Genomic DNA, 25347 nt, shown 5'->3' with positions numbered 1-25347 from the left:
GCTCGGCGGAGGTCCGTGCTCGGGGTTCGTCTGCGGGTTCGCCGGAGGGGCTGCCGCCGATGGAACTCGGGACCGTTTCAGGGGTGCACCCGCGCGCGTGTCACCCTTGAGCGCGTGAGCAGCAACAAGTCCCTTGATCCAGCGTCCCGCAACCCCGTCGGCGGCCACGTCCCCGTGGCCGGCGGGCTCGCCTCCGTCGGGCTCTCGTACGCCCGTGAGCTCGGCGCCGAGACCGTCCAGGTCTTCGTCGCCAACCCCCGCGGCTGGGCGACCCCGCCCGGCAACCCGAAGCAGGACGAGGAGTTCCGCGCGGCCTGTGCCGCCGAGAACATTCCCGCGTACGTCCACGCGCCCTACCTCATCAACTTCGGCTCGCACACCGAGGCGACCGTCGAGAAGTCCGTGGAGTCGCTGCGCCACTCGCTGCGCAGGGGCCGGGAGATCGGCGCGCTCGGCGTCGTCGTGCACACCGGCTCGGCGACCGGCGGCCGGGACCGCTCGGTGGCCCTGAAGCAGGTGCGCGACCACATGCTGCCGCTGCTCGACGAACTGACACACGACGACGACCCGTTCCTGCTCCTGGAGTCGACCGCCGGCCAGGGCTCCTCGCTCTGCTCCCGCACCTGGGACTTCGGTCCGTACTTCGAGGCGCTCGACGCCCACCCGAAGCTGGGCGTCTGCCTGGACACCTGCCACATCTTCGCGGCGGGCCACGACCTGACGGGGCCCAGCGGCATGAAGCAGACCCTCGACCTGCTCGTGGAGACCGTCGGCGAGGGCCGCCTCAAGCTCGTGCACGCCAATGACTCCAAGGACGTCGTCGGGGCCCACAAGGACCGCCACGAGAACATCGGCACCGGCCACATCGGCGAGGAGCCCTTCCGCGCGCTGATGGCCCACCCCGCCACCGAAGGCGTGCCGCTGGTCATCGAGACGCCCGGCGGCAAGGAGGGGCACGCCGCGGACGTGGCTCGGCTCAAGGAGCTGAGGGGCTGAGGAACTGAAGGGCTGAGGGGCTGAGGGGCGGTCGACGACCCTTGAGGAATACCCCCCAGGGGTATACGGTTCCTGTCGGGTGACAGGAACCGTTGTCCTACGTTGGGGGAATTCCATGCGGCACGACACTCACGCCGGACACACGCATCACGGCCACCACGATGACCACGGACACCAGCACCATCACCACCACGGCATGGGCAAGGTCAGCTGGCGCACGGCCGCTCAGGCCACCCTCCACTGCCTCACCGGCTGCGCCATCGGCGAGGTGCTCGGCATGATCATCGGCACCGCGCTCGGCTGGGGCAACGTACCGACGATGGCCCTCGCGATCGCCCTGGCCTTCACCTTCGGGTACGCCCTCACGCTGCGCGGCATCCTCACGGCAGGCGTCGACTTCAAGACGGCGTTCCGCGTCGCGCTCGCCGCCGACACCCTGTCCATCGCCGTGATGGAACTGATCGACAACGGCGTGATCGCCCTGTGGCCCGGCGCCATGGAAGCGCACCTGTCGGACCCGATGTTCTGGTGGATCCTCGCCATCGCCCTGGCCGCCGCGTTCGTGATCACGACCCCGGTGAACAAGTGGATGATCGGCCGCGGCAAGGGCCACGCCGTGGTGCACCAGTACCACCACTGATCACGACAGACCCGCAGGACTAGAGCTCGGGACCGTCCCCGGGCTCTTCCTGGTAGGAGTAGCGCTGCTCCCGCCAGGGGTCGCCGATGTTGTGATAGCCGCGTTCCTCCCAGAAGCCGCGGCGGTCGGCGGTCATGTACTCGATGCCGCGGACCCACTTCGGGCCCTTCCACGCATAGAGGTGAGGGACCACGAGGCGGAGCGGGAAACCGTGCTCCGCGGTGAGCAGTTCGCCGCCTTTGTGGGTGGCGAAAATCGCGCGCTCCGAGGCGAAGTCCGCCATCCGCAGATTCGAGCTGAAGCCGTACTCGGCCCAGACCATCACATGGGTGGCGTTCGGTGCGGGGGGCGCGATCTCCAGGAGGGTGCGGGCGGGCACACCGCCCCACTCGGCGCCCAGCATGCTGAACTTCGTGACGCAGTGCAGATCGGCGACCACCGTGTCGTACGGCAGGGCGGAGAACTCCTCGTGCGTCCAGCAGTGCTTCTCACCGTCCGCGGTGGCCCCGAAGACCCTGAACTCCCAGCGCTCCGGGCGGAACTTCGGCACCGGGCCGTAGTGCGTGACCGGCCAGCCGCGCTGCAGCCGCTGCCCCGGCGGAAGCTCCGGCTCCGCTGCCTGTCGAGATGCGCGTTCCGCCGGCTGACCCATGACTCCATCCTGACAGACCCGGGGCGGTGGACGTGACCAGGCGATGCCCCGGGCGCATGGATTGGGGCAACTCCTACTAAGCGTGCACTTACTGGACGGCCTCCGAACGCCGGTGCAAGGATGCGCGCTACCTGCCCAGTCACCCGTGTGGAAGGAGCCTCTGCGATGCAGGGCGACCCCGAGGTCATCGAATTTCTCAACGAGCAGCTGACCGCCGAACTCACGGCGATCAACCAGTACTTTCTCCACGCCAAGATGCAGGAAAACTTCGGCTGGACGAAGCTCGCGAAGTACACCCGGTCCGAGTCGATCGACGAGATGAAGCACGCGGAGGTGCTGACCGACCGGATCCTGTTCCTCGACGGCCTGCCCAACTACCAGCGGCTCTTCCACGTCCGCGTGGGCCAGACGGTCACCGAGATGTTCCAGGCCGACCGGCAGGTCGAGGTCGAGGCGATCGACCGCCTCAAGCGCGGGATCGAGGTGATGCGCGGCAAGGGGGACATCACGTCCGCGAACATCTTCGAGTCGATCCTCGAGGACGAGGAGCACCACATCGACTATCTGGACACCCAGCTCGAACTGGTCGAGAAGTTGGGCGAGGCGCTCTACATCGCGCAGCTCATCGAGCAGCCGGAGGGCTGAGGGCCCCGCGGAGACGGGGCACCTCGCGGAGAGGGGCTAGGCCGCCTCGTCCAGGTCGGAGAGCACCGGCTCCCCCTGGTCCACGAGCTCACGACGGGGGCACGCGCCCCGGCCGAGCAGCGCCTGGATGCGCCGCACGCACGAACCGCAGTCCGTGCCCGCCTTGCAGGCCGACGCTATCTGGCGGGGGGTGCAGGCACCGTCCGCCGCGTGCTTCTTCACCTGCGCCTCGGTGACCCCGAAGCAGTTGCAGACGTACACGCGGTTCACCTCCCGGACAGGACTTATCGGTAGCGCCGTCCCGATTGATCGGTGAGGCTAACCTAACCTTACCCGCGACGTCGGGCGCGCAAAAGCCCCGGATACGCCGGTGGGGCGCGGATCACACGGATCCGCGCCCCACACGTACGTACGGGCGAGAACTACTGGTCGCGGTACATCTCCGCCACCAGGAACGCCAGGTCCAGCGACTGGCTGCGGTTGAGCCGCGGGTCGCAGGCCGTCTCGTAGCGCTGGTGGAGGTCGTCGACGAAGATCTCGTCGCCGCCGCCCACGCACTCGGTGACGTCGTCGCCGGTGAGCTCGACGTGGATGCCGCCCGGGTGGGTGCCGAGGCCCTTGTGGACCTCGAAGAAGCCCTTGACCTCGTCGAGCACGTCGTCGAAGCGGCGGGTCTTGTGGCCGGAGGCCGCCTCGTAGGTGTTGCCGTGCATCGGGTCGGTGATCCAGGCGACGGTCGCGCCGGACGCGGTGACCTTCTCGACCAGCTCGGGCAGCTTGTCGCGGACCTTGTCGGCGCCCATGCGGACGATGAAGGTCAGCCGGCCGGGCTCGCGGTCGGGGTCGAGGCGCTCGATGTACTGCAGCGCCTCCTCGGCCGTCGTGGTCGGGCCGAGCTTGACGCCGATGGGGTTGCGCACCTGGGAGGCGAACTCGATGTGCGCGTGGTCCAGTTGGCGCGTGCGCTCACCGATCCAGACCATGTGGCCCGAGGTGTCGTACAGCCTGCCGGTGCGGGAGTCGGTGCGGGTCAGCGCCGATTCGTAGTCGAGCAGGAGCGCCTCGTGGGAGGCGTAGAACTCGACGGTCTTGAACTCCTCCGGGTCGGTGCCGCAGGCCCGCATGAAGTTCAGCGCGTTGTCGATCTCGCGGGCCAGCTGCTCGTACCGCTGGCCGGAGGGGGACGACTTCACGAAGTCCTGGTTCCAGGCGTGCACCTGGCGCAGGTCCGCGTAGCCACCGGTGGTGAAGGCGCGCACCAGGTTGAGCGTGGAGGCGGAGGCGTTGTACATCCGCTTCAGGCGCTCGGGGTCCGGGACGCGGGCCGCCTCGGTGAAGTCGAAGCCGTTGACGGAGTCGCCCCGGTAGGTCGGGAGCGTCACGCCGTCGCGGGTCTCGGTCGGCTTGGAGCGCGGCTTGGAGTACTGCCCCGCGATGCGGCCGACCTTCACGACGGGCACGGAGGCCGCGTACGTGAGGACGGCGCCCATCTGGAGCAGGGTCTTCAGCTTGTTCCGGATGTGGTCGGCCGACACGGCGTCGAAGGCCTCGGCACAGTCGCCGCCCTGGAGCAGGAACGCCTCTCCCTTGGCGACAGAGGCCAGTCGGGCGCGCAGCTGGTCGCACTCGCCCGCGAAGACGAGCGGCGGATACGACTCGAGGTCCGCGATCACATCGCGCAGAGCCTCGGCATCGGGGTACTCGGGCTGCTGCGCCGCGGGCAGGTTTCGCCAGGTGTTGCCACCGCTTGCGGTGGACTTAGCGTTCACGGTCACCCGGTCAACATTAAGGGGTCCGGCGCGCCGTCCAGTCACCCGCTCACGAAGTGAGACGGAGCAGACACAGTGGAGTGATCGGTTCCCGTCGACCTCACCGGCGCACTCGCCGCGCGCTCCGCCGCGCTCGGCGCCGCGAGGGCGAACGCACGATGCGTACGACGCAACATGAGGCGCGCCATGAACGGGTGACCGAGCCTCACCACACCCCAGTAGAGGCGGCCGCGCACGGTGTCGGCGCGGGCGACGGTGCTGAGTGTGACGTGGCTCTCATCGACGAGGATCGAGGCGCGGGCCGTCACTCCCGCCGTGTCCACGTCCATGAGCAGTTCGCCGCCCTCGCGGGCCAGGACCGGGAAGGCGTCGCGCAGGACCGCCGTCCAGGCGGCGGGGTCGCGGGGCAGGCCCGGCAGGAGCTCCATGCGGTAGGCGTCGCGATAGGCGGGGCGGTCCAGGGCGGCGCGGATCAGGCGGGCGCCTTCGGGGATGCCGACCGCTTCGGGGCGGTCCCAGGCGAGGCGGTTGAAGAGCCGCACACGGCGGGGCCAATGGGTGGGGCGGGGCAGACGGCCGGTCGCGGCGCGCTGCACGTTGTCGAGCAGCTCCTCGATCATCGTGTCGTGCACGGACCGTACGACGGCCGGCCACAGCAGGCGCTCCATGCCGCGCGGCCGCATCTCCAGGACGTGCCGCACCCGGCACCTGCCCTCCCCCAGCGGCTCGACGACGATCTCGTGGAAGCCGTTCGCCGGCTCGGTGAAGTCGAAGCGGAGGCGGCGGCCCGGTTCGTGGACCGTGACCTCGTACCGCACCGGGCCGTGGCCGCCGACCGCGCCCACGCCGAGCGGGCGGTCGAAGGCGATCGCGGGCCAGGCGGGCGCGGGGAAGACGGGGTCGTCCTCGGCGGAGAGGCGGTCGATCAGGGCCCCGACCTTCCGCGCCGGGGCCTCGACGATCCGCTCGTGCTCGTTGCGCACCACACTCATGAGGCACCTCCATACGCTGGCGTATGGTTCACCGTACGGTACCGTACGGTCATGGTGCAACGGCAGCCGAAGAACCCCGCGAAACCCCGCCTCAGCGCAGAGGACTGGGCCGACGCCGCGCTCGCCGCCATGCGCGAGGGAGGGCTCGCGGCCGTCGCCGTGGAGCCGCTCGCCGCCCGGCTCAAGACCACCAAGGGCAGCTTTTACTGGCACTTCGCGAACCGGGACGCCCTCGTCGATGCCGCGCTCGCCCGCTGGGCCGAGACCGAGACGGAGCACGTGATCACGGCGGTCGAGGCCGAGCCCGACGCCGAGCGGAAGCTGCGCCTGCTGCTCACCGAGGCCGTGCGCTCGGCGGCCGTCGACCCCCTGGAGGTCTCCCTGCTGGCCACCGCCGACGACCCCCGGGTGGAACCGGTGCTGCGCCGGGTGACCGAGCGGCGCGTCGCGTACGTGGCGAGCCTCTTCGAGGAGCTCGGCTTCGCGCCCGCGGAGGCCCGCCGCCGCGGCCTGCTCGGCTACAGCGCCTACCTCGGCCACACCCAGCTCGCCCACGCCGTGCCCTCGGCGCTCCCCGCCGGCGAGGAGCTGGACGCCTATCTCGACTCCGTCATCGCCCCGCTGCTGCGTCCCGGGATCGGGTAGGGTGCCGGACATGCTCGCGCAGACGTCGTTCCCGACGAACCAGAACTGGTGGTGGCCCGCTCATCCGGCGGCCCACTGACTTCTGCGCGCACACAGACTCGCGAAGGCCGCCCGAGGGGCGGCCTTCAGTGTTCTCCGGACCATCCGGGACCGGGCCGTTCCTCTCCGAGTGAGAAGGAACAGAACCGATGGAGCTCACCAGCCTCCTGCCCGACGACCGCCCGTCGCCCGCCACCCCCCTCAACCGGCTGCTCCACGAGCAGACCCCTTTCGCTCTTCTGCGCCGCCGCACGCCCGGCCGCGACCACGACACCGTCGAGGTCCTCATCGGCCCGACGGATACGTACGAACGCCTCGCGGACATCCCCGAAGGGCTCGCCCTCGTCCCCTTCCGGCAGATCGGGGAGCGCGGCTTCGACGTCCGCGACGACGGCACGCCGCTGACCGTCCTGACCCCCGAGGAGACCCACGAGATCCCGCTCGCCGAGGCCCTCGCGGCGCTGCCCGCGCACGACGTCCGGGTCGAGGAGGGCGCCTTCGACGTGGACGACGCGGCGTACGCGGACATCGTGGGCCGGGTGCTCCGCGAGGAGATCGGGCGGGGCGAGGGCGCCAACTTCGTCATCCGGCGTACGTACGAGGGCCGGATCCCGGGCTTTGGCAGGGCGGACGCCCTCGCGCTCTTCCGGCGGCTGCTCGTGGGGGAGCGCGGCGCCTACTGGACGTACGTCGTGCACACCGGGGACAGGACCCTGGTCGGGGCCAGCCCCGAGGTGCATGTGCGGATGTCCGGCGGGACCGTCGTCATGAACCCCATCAGCGGCACCTACCGCTACCCGGCGAAGGGGCCCACGGCGGAGGATCTGCTCGCCTTCCTCTCCGACGGCAAGGAGATCGAGGAGCTCTCGATGGTCGTCGACGAGGAGCTCAAGATGATGTGCACGGTCGGCGACATGGGCGGTGTCGTCATCGGCCCCCGGCTCAAGGAGATGGCCCATCTCGCCCACACCGAGTACGAGTTGAGGGGCAGGTCGTCGCTGGACGTGCGCGAGGTCCTGAAGGAGACGATGTTCGCGGCGACCGTCACCGGCTCACCCGTGCAGAACGCGTGCCGGGTCATCGAGCGCCACGAAGCCGGGGGCCGCGGCTACTACGCGGGCGCCCTCGCCCTCATCGGCCGTGACGCGGGCGGCGCGCAGACCCTGGACTCCCCCATCCTGATCCGCACCGCCGACATCTCCGCGGCCGGGGCGCTGCGGGTGCCGGTGGGCGCCACGCTGGTGCGCGGCTCCGAGCCGATGGGCGAGGTCGCCGAGACGCACGCGAAGGCCGCGGGGGTGCTTGCCGCCCTCGGCGTGCGCCCCGGGCGCCCGCGCGAGGAGGGCGAGCGGCCCGCCCTCGCCGACGACCCGCGGGTGCGGGCGGCACTGGACGGGCGGCGCGCGGCCCTCGCGCCGTTCTGGCTGCGGATGCAGGAACAAGGGCACGAGCTGACCGGGCACGCGCTCGTCGTGGACGGCGAGGACACGTTCACCGCGATGCTCGCGCACGTGCTGCGCTCGTCGGGCCTGCGGGTGTCCGTGCGGCGCTACGACGAGGAGGGGCTGAGGGAGACCGTCCTCGCGCACGAGGGGCCCGTCGTGCTCGGCCCGGGTCCCGGCAACCCGTCCGACCTCGCCGACCCGAAGATGCGGCTGCTGCGCTCGCTTGCGGCGGAGGTGATCCGGGAGCACCGGCACGGCGTGCTCGGCGTCTGCCTGGGGCACGAGCTGATCGCCGCCGAGCTCGGCCTGGAGATCGTACGCAAGGAAGTGCCGTACCAGGGCGCGCAGACGGAGGTCGAGCTGTTCGGGAGGGCCGAGACCGTCGGGTTCTACAACAGCTTTGTGGCGCGCTGCGACGACGAGGCCGCGGCGGAGCTGGCCGCGCACGGCGTCGAGGTCAGCAGGGAGGCGGCGAGCGGCGAGGTGCACGCGGTGCGCGGGCCGGGGTTCGCGGGTGTGCAGTTCCACCCGGAGTCGGTCCTGACGCTGCGGGGGTCGCGGATCGTGCGGGAGCTGCTCGGTCAGCTCCTGGCCGCGGCGGGCACCAGGACGTTCTCCGAGCGGCGGCCCGCCTGATAGTCCAGGACGTTCTGCACCGTGGTCTCGATGATCTGCCCGACCGCGTCCACGGTGTAGTACGCCTGGTGGGAGGTGACCACGACGTTCGGGAACGTGACGAGGCGGGCCAGGGTGTCGTCCTCGACGACCTCGAGGGACTTGTCGAGGAAGAAGAGCCCCGCCTCGGCCTCGTACACGTCCAGACCCACGCCCGTGAAGCGTCCCGCGCGGAGCTCCGCGACCAGCGCCTCGGTGTCGATCAGGCCGCCGCGGCTGGAGTTCACCAGGATCGCGTCGTCCTTCATCGCCCGCAGCGCGTCGGCGCCGATGATGTGCTGCGTCGCCGGGAGCAGCGGGACGTGCAGGCTGACCAGGTCGGCCTCGGTGAACAGCTGGTCCTTGTCGACGTACTTCATGCCGAGCTCGACGCAGGCGGGGTTCTCCGCGACGTCCCAGCCGAGCAGGCGCATGCCGAAGCCGTGCGCGATGCGGGTGAACGCCTCGCCGATCTTGCCGGTGCCGAGCACGCCGACCGTGCGGCCCCGCAGGTCGCGGCCCATCAGGCCGTCGAGGCGGAAGTCGAAGTCGCGGGTGCGGTTGCTCGCGCGGACGATGCGGCGGTTGACGGCCATCGCGAGGGTCCAGGCGAACTCGGCCACGGAGTACGGCGAGTAGTACGAGACACGGGCGACGGTCAGGCCCAGGCGCTCGGCGACCCGCAGGTCGATGTTGTTGAACCCGGTGGAGCGCTGGGCGATCATCTGCGTCCCGCCGGCGGCGAGGGTCTGCAGGACGCGGTTGTCCAGGGTGGCGTTGACGCTGGAGGAGATGATCTCGTACCCGGCGGCGATGGGGGCGGTGTCCTCGTTGAGGAAGACGTCGAGACAGCGGACGTCGTGATGCCCCTCGAAAGCCTTCTCGATCAGCGGCTTCTCGTCGGACTGGACACCGAAGGCGAGGATCTCCATGGGCGTGAGTCTAGGGACGGTCCGGCGGGACGGCACCCGGAGCCGGGGCCGTCCCGCCGTGTCTGCCCGCGTGAGGAAGCGCTCCGGTCAGCCGAAGAAGACGCCGACCTCGGTGTACAGCGCCGGGTCCACCGTCTTCAGCTTCGCCGTGGCCTCGGCGATCGGGACGCGCACGACGTCCGTGCCGCGCAGCGCGACCATCTTCCCGAAGTCGCCGTCCCGCACGGCCTCGATCGCGTGCAGCCCGAAGCGCGTGGCCAGCCAGCGGTCGAAGGCGCTGGGGGTGCCGCCGCGCTGGACGTGTCCGAGGACGGTGGTGCGCGCCTCCTTGCCGGTGCGCCCCTCGATCTCCTTGGCCAGCCACTCGCCGACGCCGGATAGCCTGACGTGCCCGAAGGAGTCCTGCGTGCCGTCCTTGAGGACCATCTCGCCGTCCTTGGGCATGGCCCCTTCCGCGACGACGACGATGGGGGCGTACGACGCCTTGAAGCGCGAGGTCACCCAGGCGCAGACCTGGTCGAGGTCGAAGCGCTGCTCGGGGATGAGGATGACGTTCGCGCCGCCGGCGAGGCCGGAGTGCAGCGCGATCCAGCCCGCGTGCCGGCCCATGACCTCGACGACGAGGACGCGCATGTGGGACTCGGCGGTGGTGTGCAGGCGGTCGATCGCCTCGGTGGCGATGCCGACGGCCGTGTCGAAGCCGAAGGTGTAGTCGGTGGCGGAGAGGTCGTTGTCGATGGTCTTGGGGACGCCGACGACCGGGACGCCGTACTCGTCGGTGAGGCGCGCGGCGACGCCGAGCGTGTCCTCTCCGCCGATCGCGATCAGTGCGTCGACCTCGTTCTTGGCGAGCTGCTCCTTGATGCGCCGTACGCCGTTCTCCGCCTTGAACGGGTTGGTGCGCGAGGAGCCGAGGATGGTGCCGCCGCGCGGCAGGATCCCGCGGACCGCGGGGATGTCGAGCTGGACGGTGTCGCCCTCCAGTGGACCGCGCCAGCCGTCCCGGAAGCCGACGAAGTCGTAGCCGTACTCCTGCACGCCCTTGCGGACGATGCCCCGGATGACGGCGTTGAGCCCGGGGCAGTCGCCGCCTCCGGTCAGTACTCCGATTTTGTTGGCCGTCATGGAAAAGTCCCTTCGCCTCAGTGACCTGATGCGAGTCACGCTAATGGTGATCCAGGTCACTCCGGGACGGGGCGAACGGTCAATTCCCGTGCGGTACTGGGGAGTTGATCACGCGTGTTCACCCTTATGAGGGTCGGGCCTCGGCGCCCTCCGCGGGGGTCACGCGTCGTCGAGGCCCCGCTCTATCGCGTACCGCACGAGCTCGACCCTGTTGTGCAGCTGGAGCTTGCCCAGGGTGTTCTGGACGTGGTTCTGCACGGTGCGGTGCGAGATGACCAGGCGCTCGGCGATCTGCTTGTAGCTCAGGCCCTTGGCGACCAGGCGCAGGACCTCCGTCTCGCGGTCGGTGAGCTGCGGGGCCTTCGGGTCGTCCGGGGTGCCGGCCGCGGGCTCGGTGGCCAGGCGGCGGTACTCGCCGAGGACCAGGCCCGCGAGGCCCGGTGTGAAGACCGCGTCGCCGACGGCCGTGCGGCGCACCGCGTCGATCAGCTCCTCGGTGGAGGCCGACTTCAGGAGATAGCCGGTGGCACCGGACTTGACCGCCTCCAGGACGTCGGCGTGCTCGCCGCTCGCGGAGAGGACCAGGACGCGCAGGGCCGGGTTGGCGCCGACGAGCTCCTTGCAGACCTGGACGCCCGGCTTCAGCGGGAGGTTCAGGTCGAGGACCAGGACGTCGGGGGCCGCGGCCTGCGCGCGGCGGACCGCCTGCTCGCCGTCGCCCGCGGTGGCGACCACGTCCAGGCCCGCCTCGGCCAGGTCGCGGGCGACCGCGTCGCGCCACATGGGGTGGTCGTCGACGACCATGACCTTGATCGGCTCTGCGGCCGCGTCCCCCGCGACGGCCTCCGGGGCCCGCGTCGCCCGCGTGGCCAGTTCCTGCTGGTGCTCGCTCATCGTGCCTTTCCTGCCTTCCCCCGTGGCTCCCGCGCCTGTTCACGCGGGACCTTCAGTTCCACTTCCGTGCCCTGGCCCGGCACCGAGATCAGCTCGGCCGTGCCCCCGATGTCCCGCAGCCGCCCCCTGATCGACAGGGCGACGCCGAGGCGCCCCTCCCCCTCGGCCTCCGCGAGCCGCCCCTCGGGGATGCCGGGACCGTCGTCCCTGACCGTCACGACCACCTCGTCCGGCTCGTCCTCGACGAGGATCCAGGCGCGCGCGTCCGCTCCGGCATGCCGGTGGACATTGTCCAGTGCGGCACTGACGGCGGCGGCCAGTTCGCCCGCGGCCCGCGGCACGAGGAACACCGGCGCGCCCGGCTCGGAGAGGGTCACCTTCGACCCGGCGTGCGGGGCCAGGAGCGTGCGCAGGTCCAGGGGCGCCGTGTCGTCGGGCTCGTCGTCCGGCACCTCGACGGCGCGGACGACGGCGCCCTGCGAGGCGTCCTCCGACGCGTACGAGGTGCGCACCAGGCCCCCGGCGACCAGGGTGCGCAGCGCGACCTCCTGCTCGCCCGCGAGTCTGCCGAGCTCCGCGGCCTCGCCGCCGATGGCCGTGCCGCGCCGCTGGACCATGGCGAGGACCTGCAGGACGCTGTCGTGGATGTCACGGGCGAGCCGCTCGCGCTCGCGGGTCGCGGCCTCGATCTCCAGGGCGCGGGCCAGGGTGCGCTCGGAGGCGCGGGCCACCTCCACGACGTAGCCGATGGCGATGGAGGCGATGCAGACCAGCAGGACGTTGTGCAGGGTGTCGCGGCTGAACGCCCCGCGCTGCACCACGTTGGCGACGCCCACCAGGAGCGACGCGCACGCCGCCCAGCGCCAGCCGCCCTTGATCGCGTACGCGAGGACGGCGCCCGCGGTCCATATCGAGGGCAGCGTCGGGCCGCCGTCGACGATCCGCTGGTGCGAGTCGGCGAGCGGGGTCAGCAGGATGCCGACGATGGCGATGGTCAAGTCCGCGACGAGGAAGCGCCGGGTGCAGCTCGCCGCGTTCGCGACGCGGGGCAGGGTGGCCAGGGTCCAGGGCGCGAGCACCGCGTAGTACGCGATCGCCACCCAGGGGTGGTCGAGCTTCTCGTGGGCCGCCACGAAGAGCCCGATCGCGTACAGCATCGTCAGCACGCGGTAGCCGGTGAGCGCACGCCACAGCGGCTGCTCGACCGACATCCTCATGACTCTCTCGCGCTTGGCCATGTCCCCCACCCCTGAACGGACGCGGCTAGGAGCCGGACCGTTCCCCGTCCTGCGCCTTGTCCTTCTCGGCGGCCTTCTCCCCGGCCTTGGCCGCCTTCGCCGCCTCGCTGATCTGGCGCTTCGCGGCCGTCGCGTAGATGTCGACGTACTCCTGGCCGGAGAGCTTCATGATCTCGTACATGACCTCGTCGGTCAGCGCCCGCAGCACGAAGCGGTCCTGCTCCATGCCCTGGTAGCGCGTGAAGTCGAGGGGCTTGCCGATGCGGATGCCGGGGCGCATCAGCTTCGGCACCACCTTGCCGGGCGGCTGGATCTTCTCCGTGTCGATCATCGCGACGGGCAGCACGGGAGCGCCGGTGGCGAGCGCCACGCGCGCGAGGCCGCCCGGCTTGCCGCGGTAGAGCCGTCCGTCGGGCGAACGCGTGCCCTCGGGGTAGATGCCGAAGAGCTCGCCGCGCTCCAGGACCTCGATGCCGCTCTTGATGGCCGCCTCGCCCGCGCCGCGCGCGCCGGAGCGGTCCACCGGGAGCTGGCCGACACCCTTGAAGAAGGCCGCGGTGAGCTTGCCCTTCACGCCGGGCGAGGTGAAGTACTCCGCCTTGGCGATGAAGGTGACCTTGCGGTCGAGGACCGCGGGAAGGAAGAAGGAGTCCGAGAACGACAGGTGATTGCTCGCCAGAATCGCGGGGCCCTCGGCGGGGACGTTCTCAAGGCCCTCCACCCAGGGCCTGAAGCCGAGCTTCAGCGGCCCTCCGATGGCAACCTTCATTGCGCCGTAGATCAAACCGAGTGCCTCCTGTTTCTGTGGATCAGACCTTAACCCGGGGTGCGGGCAATGGGCCCGACGACCCTGGTCGGTGTCAGTCCGGTCGCGTACGGTGAAGTACCCCTCGAAACTCCCGCTCTCCCCCCCCCGCCACATCTCACGAAGGAGACCGAACGTGCCGGTCCGCCCCGGAGCCGAGCCGTACCGCCACGAAGGCGGCGAGGTCGGCGTCCTCCTCTGCCACGGCTTCACCGGATCCCCGCAGTCGATGCGCCCCTGGGCCGAGTACCTCGCGGAGCGCGGCCTGACCGTCGCCCTGCCGCTGCTGCCGGGGCACGGCACGCGCTGGGAGGACATGGCGATCACGGGCTGGCAGGACTGGTACGCCGAGGTGGAGCGCGAGCTGCGCGCCCTCCTGGAGCGGTGCAAGCAGGTCTTCGTCTTCGGCCTCTCCATGGGCGGCACGCTCACGCTGCGCCTCGCGGCGAAGCACGGGGACGCGATCAGCGGCGTCGTCGTGGTCAACCCGGGCAACAAACTGCACGGCCTCGCGCCGTACGCGCTGCCGGTCGCCCGCCATCTCGTACGGACGACGAAGGGCATCGTCAACGACATCGCCAAGGAGGGCGAGGACGAGCTCGGGTACGACCGCGTCCCCCTGCACGCGGCGAACTCCCTGCGCATGTTCTACCGCCTGGTCGACGGTGAGCTGCCGCAGGTGACCCAGCCGCTGGTGGTCCTGCACAGCCCGCGCGACCACGTCGTCTCGCCCGCCGACTCGGTCCGGATCCTCAGCCGCGTCTCCTCGACGGACGTCAGGGAGATCCTGCTGGAACAGAGCTACCACGTCGCGACGTTGGACCACGACGCGGACCGGATCTTCGAGGAGAGTTACGCGTTCATCGGCCGGCTCGCCCCCAGCGTCGGTAAGGAAGGGACGGCCACCGGTGGCTGAGCACGAGGCGGACCGCGACGAGAGCCGCGACCCGGAGAAGAGCCCCGAGAGCGGGACTCCCCGCGACGGGGTGCCCCTGGACGAGGAGGCCGCCTGGCGGGCGATCGTCGCGGGGTACGGCGAGGAGCCCGCGGACCCGCCCGGCGCCAAGCCCTTCAAGTCGGTCGAGGACCTGGCGCTCCTGGAGACGGAGACGAACGGCCCGGCCAAGGACGCCCCCGCGCAAGGCGCCGCGGGCCGGGACACCGACAAGGACCCCGACGCCAAGTCCGGTGCCGGCACCGGCAAGGACAAACCGCTCGGCAGCTCCGTCTCCTTCGCGCCGGGCGTCGGCGGCCCGCGTGACTACACCACGCCGGAGCCCTCCGAGGACGACTTCGACCCGGACGACGAAGGGCACTTCGTGCCTCCGGAGCCGCCGCCGCTGCCCGAGGCCGACGTGACGGCGAAGTTCGCCTGGCTCGCCGTGCTCGGCGGCCCCCTGCTGATCCTGCTCGCCGTGCTGTTCGGCTGGCAGATGACGTGGTGGCTGGCCACGCTCGGCATCGGCGGCTTCCTGGGCGGTTTCGCCACGCTCGTGACCCGGATGAACAGCGGGGACGACGACGAGGACGACGACCCGGGGCGCGGCGCCGTCGTCTGACCCGTACCTGTAGGCACCCCTACGTGCACCGCGAGAGGCCCGCCCGGAGATGCTCCGGGCGGGCCTTCGGCGTCGTGGGCCGCGCCGATGGAACCCGATCCGGCCGAGCGGCGAAGGAGAGGTGAACCATCCGCACGAGCCCAAGCCTTCGAGGCGTTCGGACGAACGAAAGGAGCCCCGATGACCGTCGAGCCCGGCGTCCCCCTTCGCACGGGGCAGCGCGCGCAGAGTGACGCCTGGTCCATCGAGCGGTCCCGGGAGGAGCCCGAGCAGTTCGCCGCCCTCTACGACCGGCACGCCGACGCCGTCCACCGGTACGCGGCCCGCCGGCTCGGCCCCGAGGCGGCGGAAGACCTGATGGCGGACACCTTCGTCACCGCCTTCAAACAGCGCCACCGCTACGACCTGGCGCGGGACGACGCCCGCCCCTGGCTGTTCGGCATCGCGACCAACCTCATCGGCAGACACCGCAGGGCCGAGGCGCGGCGCTTCAAGGCGCTCGCCCAGCTGCCCGCCCCGGTGTCGCACGACGAGCCGGTCGCCGACCTCGCGGTCGCCCGCGCGGGTGCCGAGGGGATACGGAGCGACCTGGCGGCGGCCCTCGCCGGGCTCTCCGCCCGCCACCGCGACGTGGTCCTCCTGGTGGCGTGGGCCGACCTCAACTACGAAGAGGCGGCCCAGGCGTTGGGGGTGCCCGTCGGCACCGTCAGATCACGGCTGCACCGGGCTCGCAGCAGATTGCGCGAAGCACTGGGCGGATCCGACCCGACAGCTTTCCAGGAGGCACACGCCCATGAACGAGCTCGATGAACTGCGCGACTGGGACGCCGGGGCTCCCCCGCTGGACGACGACGCGCGCCACCGCGCGCGGGTCCGTCTCTTCGCCGCGATGAACGAACAGCCCGCAGCGGTACGGCGGTTGGGACGCCGGCCGGTGCTGCGTATCGCCCTGACCGGCCTCGTGACGGCCGCGGTGGCGGCGACCGTCCTGGTCACCGTCGACGGCGCGCAGGAAGGGCAGCAGGCCAAGCCGCCCTCCGGCAGCTCCCCGAACGTGGCCAACGTCGCCGTGACGGAGGTGCTCAACGGCGCGGCCGCCTGGGAGCGCAAGCACGAGAAGCAGACCGTGGTGCCCCGCGACGACCAGTTCATCTACTCCAAGCGGATCATCAAGGAGACGGAGCGGAGGACCGGCAAGGTCAGGACCTACACCGACGAGATGTGGGACTCGGTGGACGGCTCCCGGCGCTCCCTGACCATGGAGCTCGGCAACGTCATGTGGGAGGAGCCCCTGGGCGAGGGCGAGGGAGTGTGGCCGCCCCGCAGGTGGGACGAGCTGAAGGAGCTGCCCACCGACCCCGAGAAGCTCGTCCCGGCCATCGTTTCCATGGGCACCTCCGACAAGCCGATCAGCGCATTCACCAAGGACGAGCGGCGGGAGGCCTACTTCCTGCTCGGCGAGCTCCTGAAGTCGCCGGTACTGCCCGAAGGGCTGCGCGCCGCGGCCTACGAAGGGCTGGCGCTCGTGCCCGGCGTCAGGACGGTCGAAGGGGTCGAGGACTCCGCCGGGCGCACCGGTGTGGGGGTCGCCTACCCCGGCCACTTCAAGGGCAGGTACCTCATCTTCGACGCGAAGTCCTACGAATTCCTGGGCTTCCGCGACGAGCGGGCCTCGCGTGACGGAAAGAAGACGTACACCCAGCTGTCGCACACGGTCGAGTGGGGGATCGTCGACAAGGTGAGGCAGCGCCCGTAGGTCTCACCGGGCGCCCGCCTCGTGGGCCTCACCGGGAAGGGGGAACCCTGAGGGCGGCCAGGACCGGCAGATGGTCCGTGGCCGCCCTCAGGTCCGCGCCGGTCACCCCGGGGAGGTCCAACGGGACGCCACAGCCCAGGACTTCGACCCCGCGCGAAGCGAAGATCGCGTCGATGCGCTGGCGCGGGTTGTCGGCCTCCGAGGAGTACTCGCCGCCCCAGGGCTTGACCGCCCAGCAGTCCTGGAGCGCGCCCGCGAGCAGCTTGAACGTGCGGCCGTTCGGCCGTTCGTTGAGGTCGCCGCCCGCGACCGTGTGCTCCGCGCCCATGCCCGCGAGCCGGTCGAGCAGCATGCCGCCCTGGTCGTGGCGCTCGTCGGTCTGCAGCGAGAGATGGCAGCTCAGGACGCCGAGGCGCGCGCGCCCGAACCGTACGACCGCGGTGGAGAAACCACGGCGGTGCAGCCCGGGGGTCAGCGGCAACAGCACGTCCTCGGTGCGCTCGACCGTGGCCCGCAGCGAGCAGAGCAGCGCGGGTCCGGACGCGGTGCCGCCGCCGGAGAGGATCACCAGGTCGGCGGCGCGCGCGAGGCGGGCCAGCTTCTTGCGCCAGCGGAAGAACCGCGGCGCCTCCTGGATCAGGACGAGGTCGGGGGCGCAGGCGGCGATGACCCGGGCGAGCGCGGCGGTGTCGTCGCGCATCGAGCGGATGTTGTAGCTGAGCACCCGGACGACGGCCGAACCGTCGGGTTCGGTGCGGGAGTTGGGAAGCGAATCGCTGACCATGGCGATCAAGATACGCCGGGCACCCGGTCACCGTGCGTCGGATACGCCGAGCGCCCGCCGCGTCCTTGGGGGACGTGACGGGCGCTCGGCGGTGCGCACAGGGGCGGTCACATGACCGGGTCGGGCTCCCGCGCCAGGTCGGCCGCGCCGACGAGACCCGCCTTGTTGCCCAGCTGGGCGGCGATGACCTGGGCCTCGGGGCGCCAGTTGCTGCCGACGAGCCAGCGCTTGAAGGACTTGCGGATCGGGTCGAGGACGAGCTCGCCCTCGTCCGAGAGGCCGCCGCCGATGATGAACGCGGACGGGTCGAAGAGCGAGGCCAGGTCGGCGAGGCCGGCACCGGCCCAGCGGGCCAGCTCGCGGTAGGAGTCGACCGCGACCGCGTCGCCCTGCCGGGCGGCCATCGAGATGTGCTTGCCCTCGATGCCCTCGGGGGTGCCGTCGCCCAGCGAGAGGAGGTACTCGGCGTTCTCGGGGGTGGCGTTGGCGCGCTGCTTGGCGTACCGCACGAGGGCGCGCCCGGAGGCGTACTGCTCCCAGCAGCCCTGCGAGCCGCAGCCGCACAGCAGCCCGTCCGGCACCATCCGGATGTGGCCGAACTCGGCGGCCACGCCGAAGTGGCCGCGGCGCAGCTTGTTACCGATGATGATGCCGCCGCCGAGGCCGGTGCCCAGCGTGATGCAGATGACGTTGCGGTGGCCCTTGCCGCCGCCGAACTTGTACTCGCCCCAGGCCGCGGCGTTGGCGTCGTTCTCCACGACGACCGGCAGGCTGACGCGCTTTTCGACCTCGTCCTTGAGCGGCTCCTGCCGCCAGTCGATGTTCGGCGCGAAGTAGACCGTGGAGCGCTGGCGGTTGACGTAGCCGGCGGCGCCGATGCCGACGCCGACGATCTCGTGCCCGGCCCGGGCGCCCTCCACGGCGGAGGCGATCGCGTCGACGATGGCCTCGGAAGTACCAGGGGTCGGCACCTTGAAGGTCGAGAGGATGTTGCCGTCCTCGTCGACCACTCCGGCCGCGATCTTGGTGCCGCCGATGTCGACGCCGATGGTGAGTCCCATGAATCCCTCAGTTCGATCGAGCCCCGCTACGGCCCACCGTACCCGAGGGGGGTCAGTCCAGATCGATGTGTTCGCCCGCCGACGGGCCCTCGTCGCCGCGGTCCGCGCCCGGCGCGTCGCCGCCCGTGCGCTCGCCGCGGGTCCACCGGCTCTCCTGGCCCTCGACCGCCGAACGGTAGGCGGCGAGCAGCTCGGATCCGGCCGCCGCGAGGTGGTCGAAGACGTCGGGGTTGCGCTCGATGACCGGCTCGACGACGGCCTTCGCCTCTCTGACGACCTGCTTCAGGGTCTGCTCGACGGCACCCTGTGCGACCGCGCCGAGCAGCGGGGCCTGGAGTCCGGAGAGCTTGTCGGAGACGGCGTCGACGAGCTTGCGCAGCTCCTCGGCGGCCGACCCGGGCGGCGGGCCGTACTGCGCGCGGCGGCGTGCCTTCTCCGCCTCCAGGTCCTCGGCGCACGCCTTCTCCCAGGCGTCGGCGTCGGCTTCGGGGGCTTCGCGCTCGGTGGCATCGCTCATGTCTTACGACGTTACCCGAATGGCGGTAGCCCGTTCACCGTGTGCGCGGCGGCGGATTCAGCGGTCGCGCGGCCACAGGTCCGGATCGGGCGCGAACCGCACCCGCAGCTCGCCCTCGCGCAGGCCCGCCCCGGCGACGGTGCAGCGGCGCAGCGCGGACGGCAGGGTGACGATGCGGCGGAAGGGGCCCGCGGTGACGACGAGTTCGTCGCCGCGCCGGATCAGGCCGAGCTCGTCGCGGACGACGCCGGGGAGCGGGATGTGCCAGACGTACGCGTGGCTCCCGTCGCCGTCGGGGGCCTCGGTGACGGGCCAGGCGGCGGGGTCGGGGGCGGCGGCGGGCGCCGCGAGACCGAGGGCGGCGAGGTCGTCGGTGCCGCGTGGGTCGCGGCCGAGGTGCGGGGCCCTGACGACCTGGTCGTACGCGGTCTCCCACTCGGAGAGCGTCTTGTGCTGCTGGGCGAAGAGCCCGGCCAGCCAGGTGTCGGCGCTCGCGTCCGGGAGGATCCGGTTGGCGATCAGGAGGTCGGTGCGCAGGCCGTGCAGGGCGAGGCCCGCGTGGGCGGTGCGCACGGCGTCGGCGCCCGCGGGGCCCGGCTCGGCGACCAGGCGGACGGTGGTGCCGGGAGCTTCGAGCACGGCCTGCGCGGCGGCGAGTTCGTCCTCCCAGCGGGCGGCGGTCTCGTACAGCCAGGTGGCCGGCATCGGGACGCCCGCGAGGCGGCCGAGCATGGGGCGCAGGGCGCGGGCCGCCTGCCGCTCGGGCGGGAGCAGCCTGCGCAGATAGCGGCGCAGTTGCTCGGGCAGGGCGAGGGTGGCGAGGGCCTTCGGCGCGGGCGGCAGGTCGACGACCAGGGTGTCGTACGCGTCGTCGTGGGCGGCGTCGCGCAGGGCCCGCAGCAGGGCCAGCTCCTCGCTGCCGGGCAGCGGGGTCAGCTCCTCGCCGTCGAGCCGGTCGGCGCCGAGCAGGTCGAGCCCGGAGGCGGCACGTTCCTGCAGGGCGAGCAGGTCGTCCCGGAACCGGTCGTCGGGGGCGAGGTGCCGGGTGGTGAGCCCGGGGTGCGCGTCCGGTCCCGGTCCGCCGAGCGCGGCGCCGAGGGTGTCGGCGCGGTCGGCGGACAGCACGAGGACCCGGTGACCGGAGCGCGCCGCGGCGAGCGCGGTGGCGGCGGCGACGGTGGTTCGCCCGGAGCCACCGGGGCCAGTGACGAGGAGGGTGCGCATAAGGGTGAACGGTACGTGAGCGCGTGCGCGGGTGCCGGGGGCGCCCATTCGCCGTGGGGAGCTGTGTTGTTTCGCGACTCCCGGTCGTCGGGGGTTGCTCGCGCAGTTCCTCGCGCCCCTGGAGCAGGGGCTGCGCCCCGCTCCCCTCTTTACTCCTTGCCCGACTCCACCCGCTTCTTCAGCCCCGCCAGCGCGCGGTCGATGATGACCTTCTCCGCCTTGCGCTTGATCATGCCGAGCATCGGGATCTTGACGTCGACGGTCAGCCGGTAGGTGACCTCGGTGCCGGAGCCCACGGGCTTCAGGAGGTAGGAGCCGTCCAGGGAGCGCAGCATCTGGGACTTGACGAGGGTCCAGCTGACTTCGTTGTCCCCGGTCCAGGTGTAGCCGAGCGTCTGGTCGTCCTTGATCGCGCCCGCGTCCATGACGAGGCGGACCTGCTCGGCACGGCCCTGGGCGTCGGTGGCGAGCACCTCGGCCTCCTTCACCTCTCCGGTCCAGTCCGGGTAGCGGGCGAAGTCGGCGATCACCCCCATGACCTCGGCCGGTGCCGCCTCGATCGTGATGCTCGAGCTGGTGTGTTCCGCCATCGCTGTGGCTCCTCCAGGTGCGGTCCGGAATAAGGGGGTGTCTACCGCGTGAAGGCTACCGCGCGTGGAGTGGTCACCACTCCAGGGCCCAGGGCCTCGACGACCCGGCGAAGTGCCCGACGTTCACGCACTCGGTCGCGCCGACGCGCATGCGCCGGACCAGGGGCTGGTGCACGTGGCCGAAGAGGGCGTACTTCGGACGGGTCCTGCGGATGGCTTCGAGCAGCGCCCTGCTGCCGCGCTCGAAGCGGCGCGCGACGGTGTCGTAGAGGAGCTCGGGGACGTCCGGCGGGATGTGGGTGCACAGGACGTCGACCTCGCCGACGGCCTCGATCTTGGCGGCGTACTCCTCGTCGCTGATCTCGTAGGGCGTCCGCATGGGGGTGCGCAGGCCGCCGCCGACGAACCCGAAGACGCGGCCGCCGATCTCGACGCGCTCGCCGTCGAGGACGGTGGTGCCGGGGCCCGCGTACTCGGGCCAGAGGGTCGGCATGTCGACATTGCCGTACGTGGCGTACGTAGGGGTCGGGAAGGCGGCGAACATCTCGGCGTACTGCTTGCGGACCGCCGCCTCGATCGCGGGGACGCGGTCGAGGCCCGCCCACAGCTCCCTGCCGAACTCCCTGGCCTCGTCGAAGCGGCGCTCGGTGCGCAGCTCCACCAGCCTGGTCGCGTTCCGCGCGCCGAAGAGATCGGGGAAGATGCCGCGCGAGTGGTCGGCGTAGTCGAGGAAGAGCACGAGGTCACCGAGGCAGACGAGCGCGTCCGCGCCGTCCCCCGCACGGGCGAGGCCTTCGGCGTTGCCGTGCACGTCACTGACCACATTGACCCGGAAAGCTGGCATACAGATCACCCTAGGACGGCCGCCGCACGGGCGGTAGAGGCTCGGGACAGCGGCCGGACCTGCGGTTACTTCCGAGTCGGGAAGACGGTGGCGTACTGTGCGATTCAGACCACAACGACGTGTGACGCACCGAACATCTGGCCCTGCCCCCCTACCGAACCAGCCATACCGATGGGTAACGTCCGGGCAGTCCAGTAGTGCTCAGCCCCCCACTGTTCGAGCACCTGCCCGATCTTGGACCGCACCGTCGCAGCACACAACGTCGTGGCGCCGGCGCCCTATGTAGGAGCAGCAGTCTTGCGCGAGTTCAGCCTTCCGGCCCTGTACGAGGTCCCAGCGGACGGCAATCTGACCGACATCGTCCGCCGTAATGCCGCGCAGCACCCGGATGTCGCCGTCATCGGCCGCAAGGTCGACGGCACCTGGCAGGACGTCACCGCCAAGGCCTTCCTCGCCGACGTGCGCGCCACCGCCAAGGGGCTCATCGCCGCGGGCGTGCGCCCCGGCGACCGCATCGGCCTGATGTCCCGCACGCGCTACGAGTGGACGCTCCTCGACTTCGCCATCTGGAGCGCGGGCGCGGTCACCGTGCCGGTGTACGAGACGAGCTCGGCCGAGCAGATCCAGTGGATCCTGGGCGACTCCGGCGCCGTGGCCTGCGTCGTCGAGCTGGACACGCACGCCGCCGCCGTCGAGTCCGTGCGCGACAGGCTGCCCTCCCTCGCCCATGTCTGGCAGATCGACAAGGGCGGCGTCGAGGAGCTGCACCGCACGGGTGCCGACGTCCCCGACGAGACCGTCGACGAGCGCAGCGCGGTCGCCGGCGCCGACGACCCGGCCACCATCGTCTACACCTCGGGCACCACGGGCCGCCCCAAGGGCTGCGTCCTCACGCACCGCAGCTTCTTCGCGGAGTGCGGCAACGTCGTGGAGCGCCTCAAGCCCCTCTTCCGCACGGGCGAGTGCTCGGTCCTGCTCTTCCTGCCCGTCGCGCACGTCTTCGGGCGCTTGGTCGAGGTCGCCGCGCTGATGGCGCCGATCAAACTCGGCCACGCGCCGGACATCAAGCACCTCACCGATGAACTGGCCGCGTTCAAGCCGACGTTGATCCTCGGCGTCCCGCGCGTCTTCGAGAAGGTGTACAACGCCGCGCGCGCCAGGGCCCAGGCCGACGGCAAGGGCAAGATCTTCGACAAGGCCGCGGACACGGCCATCGCGTACAGCCGCGCGCTCGACACCCCGTCGGGTCCGTCCCTCGGCCTGCGGATCAAGTACAAGGTCTTCGACAAGCTGGTCTTCAGCAAGCTGCGCGCCGTCCTCGGCGGCCGCGGCGAGTACGCGATCTCCGGCGGCGCCCCGCTCGGCGAGCGCCTCGGCCACTTCTTCCGCGGCATCGGCTTCACGGTCCTGGAGGGCTACGGCCTGACCGAGTCGTGTGCCGCCACCGCCTTCAACCCGTGGGACCGCCAGAAGATCGGCACGGTCGGGCAGCCGCTGCCGGGCTCGGTCGTCCGCATCGCCGACGACGGCGAGGTCCTGCTCCACGGCGAGCACCTGTTCTCGCACTACTGGAACAACGAGGGGGCCACCGAAGAGGCCCTCGCCGACGGCTGGTTCCACACCGGCGACATCGGCACGCTCGACGAGGACGGCTACCTCCGGATCACCGGCCGCAAGAAGGAGATCATCGTCACCGCGGGCGGCAAGAACGTCGCTCCCGCGGTGATCGAGGACCGCATCCGCGCGCATGCGCTGGTCGCGGAGTGCATGGTCGTCGGCGACGGCCGCCCCTTCGTGGGCGCCCTTGTCACGGTCGACGACGAGTTCCTGGGCCGCTGGGCCTCCGACCACGGGAAGCCGGCGGGCTCCACGGCGGCGTCGCTCCGGGAGGACCCGGATCTCCTCGCCGCGATCCAGAGCGCGGTGGACGACGGCAACGCGGCGGTGTCCAAGGCGGAGTCGGTGCGTAAGTTCCGTGTGCTGGCTTCGCAGTTCACGGAGGAGTCGGGGCACTTGACGCCTTCGCTGAAACTCAAGCGGAACGTCGTGGCCAAGGACTACGCCGACGAGATTGAAGCGATCTATCGGGGCTGACGCGCCCACTCGCCGTGGGGGCCGTGCGCTCGTGTGCGACCACGGGTCCGCTCTGGCTGCTCGCGCAGTTCCCCGCGCCCCTGGAAGGCGGGCTGCGCCCCGCTTCCAGCAGAAAGCGGGGCGCAGCCCCAATGCTTTAGGGGCGCGGGGAACTGCGCGATCAGCCCATGACGGCGGAAAGTCGCCAACGCACCCCCGGCGGCAGCCCAGTAGGCGCTACAAAAGCTCCTTCAGCCTCTCCGCCAACAGGTCCCAACGCCACTTCTCCTCCACCCAGGCCCTGCCCCGCTCCCCCATGCGGGCCCGCAGCTCCGCGTCACCGAGCAGGGTGACGATGCGATCGGCCGCCTCCTCCGGCTCACCGCCCCGCACGACCCACCCCGTCTCGCCGTCGAGGACGGCGTCCGGCGCCCCGCCGGAGTCGCCGGAGACCACCGGCAACCCCGTGGCGGACGCCTCCAGGTAGACGATGCCGAGGCCCTCCACGTCCAGGCCCCCGCGCCGCGTCCGGCACGGCATGGCGAAGACGTCGCCCGCGCCGTAGTGGGCGGGGAGTTCCTCCCACGGCACCGCCCCGGTGAACCGCACGGAGTCCGCGACGCCCGTCTCGGCCGCGAGCCTGCGCAGGTCCTTCTCGTAGGGGCCGCCCCCGACGATCAGAAGCACCGCTTCGGGCGACCGCGCCAGGATCCGCGGCATGGCGAGGATCAGCGTGTCCTGCCCCTTGCGCGGCACGAGCCGCGAGACGCAGACCACCACCGGCCGGTCGGTCAGGCCGAGCCGCGCCCGCACCGCGTCGCCGCCGGAGCCGGGGTGGAAGGTCTTCTCGTCGACGCCGGGCGGCAGTTGGACCATGCGGCCCGCCGCGGCGGGGGTGAGCGCGGCGGCGATCCGCGAGCGCGTGTACTCGCCGAGGTAGGTGATCGTGTCCGTCGACTCACCGATCCGGCGCAGGAGTTGGCGCGAGGCCGGCAGCTGGGCCCAGCCCGCCTCGTGGCCGTGGGTCGTGGCGACGAGCCGGGTCGCCCCCGCCTTGCGCAGCGCGGAGCCCATCAGGCCGAGCGGGGCGGCCGCCCCGAACCACACCGACGTACAGCCGTGTTCGCGCAGCAGCGAGACCGCGCGGCGGGTGACCCGCGGGGTCGGGAGCAGCATCGTCGTGGGGTCGCGTACGACCTTGAAGGGCTGCTCCGCGTCGAAGGCCGCGGTGGCCTCCGCGCCCTCACGGCCGCGCTTCCAGGTGGAGGCGTAGACGACGAGCCGCTCGGGGTCCAGGCGCAGCGCCATGTTGTGCAGGAACGCCTGGATGCCACCGGGCCTGGGCGGGAAGTCGTTCGTGACGATCAGGGTCTTGTGCATCGCGCCCGACAGTACCGAATGGCCCAGCCTCTTGGCTCTCGCACGGTTCGCCCCGGCATCATGACTTCTCGAATCGCGACGAAGTACA

26 protein-coding genes are annotated in these 25347 nt (G+C 71.5%); 10 read left to right on the top strand and 16 right to left on the bottom strand.

Going from position 1 to position 25347, the window contains the following annotated elements:
* Window positions 1-114 precede the first annotated feature (114 nt).
* Both ACZ4D5_RS06000 and ACZ4D5_RS05995 read left to right on the top strand, forming a co-directional pair.
* Complete coding sequence (locus ACZ4D5_RS06000; protein ID WP_467771101.1) at window positions 115-996, top strand: deoxyribonuclease IV; 882 nt, start codon at window positions 115-117, stop codon at window positions 994-996.
* Between the two features lie 115 nt (window positions 997-1111).
* Window positions 1112-1636 carry a DUF4396 domain-containing protein gene (locus ACZ4D5_RS05995; protein WP_467771100.1) on the top strand — a complete coding sequence of 175 codons (525 nt, stop codon included), beginning with the start codon at window positions 1112-1114 and terminating at the stop codon, window positions 1634-1636.
* 19 nt (window positions 1637-1655) lie between these two features.
* Here the strand turns inward: ACZ4D5_RS05995 and ACZ4D5_RS05990 are convergent, their stop codons facing one another.
* On the bottom strand, window positions 1656-2288 hold the full coding sequence (locus ACZ4D5_RS05990) for a sulfite oxidase-like oxidoreductase (RefSeq protein ID WP_467771099.1): 633 nt from the start codon (window positions 2286-2288) through the stop codon (window positions 1656-1658).
* 165 nt (window positions 2289-2453) lie between these two features.
* Between ACZ4D5_RS05990 and bfr the strand changes: the two genes are divergently transcribed.
* Window positions 2454-2933: a bacterioferritin gene (gene bfr, locus ACZ4D5_RS05985; protein WP_362340582.1), complete on the top strand. Its 480-nt coding sequence runs from the start codon at window positions 2454-2456 to the stop codon at window positions 2931-2933.
* 36 nt (window positions 2934-2969) lie between these two features.
* On the opposite strand, the gene ACZ4D5_RS05980 is transcribed toward bfr, so the two are convergent.
* From ACZ4D5_RS05980 to ACZ4D5_RS05970, 3 genes are all read right to left on the bottom strand, one after another.
* Window positions 2970-3203 carry a (2Fe-2S)-binding protein gene (locus ACZ4D5_RS05980; RefSeq protein WP_467771098.1) on the bottom strand — a complete coding sequence of 78 codons (234 nt, stop codon included), beginning with the start codon at window positions 3201-3203 and terminating at the stop codon, window positions 2970-2972.
* A 152-nt stretch (window positions 3204-3355) separates the two neighbouring features.
* Window positions 3356-4708, bottom strand: a complete 1353-nt coding sequence (locus ACZ4D5_RS05975) for a class II 3-deoxy-7-phosphoheptulonate synthase (RefSeq protein WP_467771097.1) — start codon at window positions 4706-4708, stop codon at window positions 3356-3358.
* Between the two features lie 35 nt (window positions 4709-4743).
* Window positions 4744-5694, bottom strand: coding sequence for an SRPBCC family protein (locus ACZ4D5_RS05970; protein ID WP_467771096.1), 951 nt, complete (start codon window positions 5692-5694; stop codon window positions 4744-4746).
* Between the two features lie 51 nt (window positions 5695-5745).
* Between ACZ4D5_RS05970 and ACZ4D5_RS05965 the strand changes: the two genes are divergently transcribed.
* Together ACZ4D5_RS05965 and ACZ4D5_RS05960 are read left to right on the top strand one after the other, a co-directional pair.
* Window positions 5746-6339 (top strand): TetR/AcrR family transcriptional regulator, encoded by a 594-nt coding sequence (locus ACZ4D5_RS05965; RefSeq protein WP_467771095.1) that lies wholly within the window; start codon window positions 5746-5748, stop codon window positions 6337-6339.
* Window positions 6340-6527: 188 nt separating this feature from the next.
* The gene (locus ACZ4D5_RS05960) at window positions 6528-8459 is read left to right on the top strand and encodes an anthranilate synthase family protein (protein ID WP_467771094.1); all 1932 of its coding nucleotides are present in this window, start codon (window positions 6528-6530) and stop codon (window positions 8457-8459) included.
* Here the strand turns inward: ACZ4D5_RS05960 and ACZ4D5_RS05955 are convergent.
* From ACZ4D5_RS05955 to ACZ4D5_RS05935, 5 genes are all read right to left on the bottom strand, one after another.
* Window positions 8405-9409 (bottom strand): 2-hydroxyacid dehydrogenase, encoded by a 1005-nt coding sequence (locus ACZ4D5_RS05955; RefSeq protein ID WP_467771093.1) that lies wholly within the window; start codon window positions 9407-9409, stop codon window positions 8405-8407. The two genes, ACZ4D5_RS05960 and ACZ4D5_RS05955, sit on opposite strands and share 55 nt — an antisense overlap.
* Before the next feature lie 87 nt (window positions 9410-9496).
* The gene (locus ACZ4D5_RS05950) at window positions 9497-10534 is read right to left on the bottom strand and encodes a 6-phosphofructokinase (RefSeq protein WP_467771092.1); all 1038 of its coding nucleotides are present in this window, start codon (window positions 10532-10534) and stop codon (window positions 9497-9499) included.
* 159 nt (window positions 10535-10693) lie between these two features.
* Complete coding sequence (locus tag ACZ4D5_RS05945; protein ID WP_467771493.1) at window positions 10694-11338, bottom strand: response regulator; 645 nt, start codon at window positions 11336-11338, stop codon at window positions 10694-10696.
* An 86-nt stretch (window positions 11339-11424) separates the two neighbouring features.
* Window positions 11425-12666, bottom strand: coding sequence for a MacS family sensor histidine kinase (gene macS / locus ACZ4D5_RS05940; protein WP_467771091.1), 1242 nt, complete (start codon window positions 12664-12666; stop codon window positions 11425-11427).
* Between the two features lie 25 nt (window positions 12667-12691).
* Complete coding sequence (locus ACZ4D5_RS05935) at window positions 12692-13435, bottom strand: lysophospholipid acyltransferase family protein (protein ID WP_467771090.1); 744 nt, start codon at window positions 13433-13435, stop codon at window positions 12692-12694.
* Window positions 13436-13607: 172 nt separating this feature from the next.
* On the opposite strand from ACZ4D5_RS05935, the gene ACZ4D5_RS05930 reads away from it, so the two are divergent.
* From ACZ4D5_RS05930 to ACZ4D5_RS05915, 4 genes are all read left to right on the top strand, one after another.
* Window positions 13608-14387: an alpha/beta hydrolase gene (locus ACZ4D5_RS05930; RefSeq protein WP_467771089.1), complete on the top strand. Its 780-nt coding sequence runs from the start codon at window positions 13608-13610 to the stop codon at window positions 14385-14387.
* Window positions 14380-15030 carry a hypothetical protein gene (locus ACZ4D5_RS05925; RefSeq protein WP_467771088.1) on the top strand — a complete coding sequence of 217 codons (651 nt, stop codon included), beginning with the start codon at window positions 14380-14382 and terminating at the stop codon, window positions 15028-15030. The genes ACZ4D5_RS05930 and ACZ4D5_RS05925 overlap by 8 nt, the downstream gene beginning before the upstream one ends.
* 180 nt (window positions 15031-15210) lie before the next feature.
* On the top strand, window positions 15211-15840 hold the full coding sequence (locus ACZ4D5_RS05920) for an RNA polymerase sigma factor (RefSeq protein ID WP_467771087.1): 630 nt from the start codon (window positions 15211-15213) through the stop codon (window positions 15838-15840).
* Window positions 15824-16786 (top strand): CU044_5270 family protein, encoded by a 963-nt coding sequence (locus tag ACZ4D5_RS05915; RefSeq protein ID WP_467771086.1) that lies wholly within the window; start codon window positions 15824-15826, stop codon window positions 16784-16786. The genes ACZ4D5_RS05920 and ACZ4D5_RS05915 overlap by 17 nt, the downstream gene beginning before the upstream one ends.
* Before the next feature lie 28 nt (window positions 16787-16814).
* On the opposite strand, the gene ACZ4D5_RS05910 is transcribed toward ACZ4D5_RS05915, so the two are convergent.
* The 6 genes from ACZ4D5_RS05910 to ACZ4D5_RS05885 all read right to left on the bottom strand — a co-directional run bounded on the left by ACZ4D5_RS05910 (window position 16815) and on the right by ACZ4D5_RS05885 (window position 21806).
* Window positions 16815-17570, bottom strand: a complete 756-nt coding sequence (locus tag ACZ4D5_RS05910; RefSeq protein WP_467771085.1) for an endonuclease/exonuclease/phosphatase family protein — start codon at window positions 17568-17570, stop codon at window positions 16815-16817.
* A gap of 107 nt (window positions 17571-17677) precedes the next feature.
* Window positions 17678-18631, bottom strand: coding sequence for an ROK family glucokinase (locus ACZ4D5_RS05905; protein ID WP_362340553.1), 954 nt, complete (start codon window positions 18629-18631; stop codon window positions 17678-17680).
* Window positions 18632-18683: 52 nt separating this feature from the next.
* Window positions 18684-19148, bottom strand: a complete 465-nt coding sequence (locus tag ACZ4D5_RS05900) for a DUF5304 domain-containing protein (protein ID WP_467771084.1) — start codon at window positions 19146-19148, stop codon at window positions 18684-18686.
* 57 nt (window positions 19149-19205) lie between these two features.
* The gene (locus tag ACZ4D5_RS05895; RefSeq protein WP_467771083.1) at window positions 19206-20372 is read right to left on the bottom strand and encodes an ArsA family ATPase; all 1167 of its coding nucleotides are present in this window, start codon (window positions 20370-20372) and stop codon (window positions 19206-19208) included.
* Window positions 20373-20521: 149 nt separating this feature from the next.
* Window positions 20522-20962 (bottom strand): SRPBCC family protein, encoded by a 441-nt coding sequence (locus ACZ4D5_RS05890; RefSeq protein ID WP_467771082.1) that lies wholly within the window; start codon window positions 20960-20962, stop codon window positions 20522-20524.
* 73 nt (window positions 20963-21035) lie between these two features.
* Entirely contained in the window at window positions 21036-21806 is a 771-nt protein-coding gene (locus tag ACZ4D5_RS05885; protein ID WP_467771081.1) for a metallophosphoesterase family protein, read from the bottom strand.
* A 297-nt stretch (window positions 21807-22103) separates the two neighbouring features.
* Between ACZ4D5_RS05885 and ACZ4D5_RS05880 the strand changes: the two genes are divergently transcribed.
* A complete protein-coding gene (locus ACZ4D5_RS05880) occupies window positions 22104-23900 on the top strand; it encodes an AMP-dependent synthetase/ligase (RefSeq protein WP_467771080.1) in 1797 nt (598 codons plus the stop codon).
* Between the two features lie 216 nt (window positions 23901-24116).
* On the opposite strand, the gene ACZ4D5_RS05875 is transcribed toward ACZ4D5_RS05880, so the two are convergent.
* The gene (locus ACZ4D5_RS05875) at window positions 24117-25259 is read right to left on the bottom strand and encodes a glycosyltransferase family 4 protein (RefSeq protein WP_467771079.1); all 1143 of its coding nucleotides are present in this window, start codon (window positions 25257-25259) and stop codon (window positions 24117-24119) included.
* Window positions 25260-25347: the final 88 nt, after the last annotated feature.

It is taken from the genome of Streptomyces sp. NPDC025651 (assembly GCF_055558735.1).
The sequence above is the reverse complement of the archived record's forward strand: the minus strand, read 5'-3'. Positions and strand labels throughout refer to the sequence as shown.

Excerpts from the sequence above, each read along its gene's own strand:
- ACZ4D5_RS05995 (WP_467771100.1), top strand. The coding sequence starts at position 1,112 with ATGCGGCACGACACTCACGCCGGACACACGCATCACGGCCACCACGAT.
- ACZ4D5_RS05990 (WP_467771099.1), bottom strand. The coding sequence starts at position 2,288 with ATGGGTCAGCCGGCGGAACGCGCATCTCGACAGGCAGCGGAGCCGGAG.
- bfr (WP_362340582.1), top strand. The coding sequence starts at position 2,454 with ATGCAGGGCGACCCCGAGGTCATCGAATTTCTCAACGAGCAGCTGACC.
- ACZ4D5_RS05970 (WP_467771096.1), bottom strand. The coding sequence starts at position 5,694 with ATGAGTGTGGTGCGCAACGAGCACGAGCGGATCGTCGAGGCCCCGGCG.
- ACZ4D5_RS05965 (WP_467771095.1), top strand. The coding sequence starts at position 5,746 with ATGGTGCAACGGCAGCCGAAGAACCCCGCGAAACCCCGCCTCAGCGCA.
- ACZ4D5_RS05960 (WP_467771094.1), top strand. The coding sequence starts at position 6,528 with ATGGAGCTCACCAGCCTCCTGCCCGACGACCGCCCGTCGCCCGCCACC.
- ACZ4D5_RS05955 (WP_467771093.1), bottom strand. The coding sequence starts at position 9,409 with ATGGAGATCCTCGCCTTCGGTGTCCAGTCCGACGAGAAGCCGCTGATC.
- ACZ4D5_RS05950 (WP_467771092.1), bottom strand. The coding sequence starts at position 10,534 with ATGACGGCCAACAAAATCGGAGTACTGACCGGAGGCGGCGACTGCCCC.
- ACZ4D5_RS05945 (WP_467771493.1), bottom strand. The coding sequence starts at position 11,338 with ATGGTCGTCGACGACCACCCCATGTGGCGCGACGCGGTCGCCCGCGAC.
- macS (WP_467771091.1), bottom strand. The coding sequence starts at position 12,666 with ATGGCCAAGCGCGAGAGAGTCATGAGGATGTCGGTCGAGCAGCCGCTG.
- ACZ4D5_RS05935 (WP_467771090.1), bottom strand. The coding sequence starts at position 13,435 with ATGAAGGTTGCCATCGGAGGGCCGCTGAAGCTCGGCTTCAGGCCCTGG.
- ACZ4D5_RS05920 (WP_467771087.1), top strand. The coding sequence starts at position 15,211 with ATGACCGTCGAGCCCGGCGTCCCCCTTCGCACGGGGCAGCGCGCGCAG.
- ACZ4D5_RS05915 (WP_467771086.1), top strand. The coding sequence starts at position 15,824 with ATGAACGAGCTCGATGAACTGCGCGACTGGGACGCCGGGGCTCCCCCG.
- ACZ4D5_RS05910 (WP_467771085.1), bottom strand. The coding sequence starts at position 17,570 with ATGGTCAGCGATTCGCTTCCCAACTCCCGCACCGAACCCGACGGTTCG.
- ACZ4D5_RS05905 (WP_362340553.1), bottom strand. The coding sequence starts at position 18,631 with ATGGGACTCACCATCGGCGTCGACATCGGCGGCACCAAGATCGCGGCC.
- ACZ4D5_RS05900 (WP_467771084.1), bottom strand. The coding sequence starts at position 19,148 with ATGAGCGATGCCACCGAGCGCGAAGCCCCCGAAGCCGACGCCGACGCC.
- ACZ4D5_RS05895 (WP_467771083.1), bottom strand. The coding sequence starts at position 20,372 with ATGCGCACCCTCCTCGTCACTGGCCCCGGTGGCTCCGGGCGAACCACC.
- ACZ4D5_RS05890 (WP_467771082.1), bottom strand. The coding sequence starts at position 20,962 with ATGGCGGAACACACCAGCTCGAGCATCACGATCGAGGCGGCACCGGCC.
- ACZ4D5_RS05885 (WP_467771081.1), bottom strand. The coding sequence starts at position 21,806 with ATGCCAGCTTTCCGGGTCAATGTGGTCAGTGACGTGCACGGCAACGCC.
- ACZ4D5_RS05875 (WP_467771079.1), bottom strand. The coding sequence starts at position 25,259 with ATGCACAAGACCCTGATCGTCACGAACGACTTCCCGCCCAGGCCCGGT.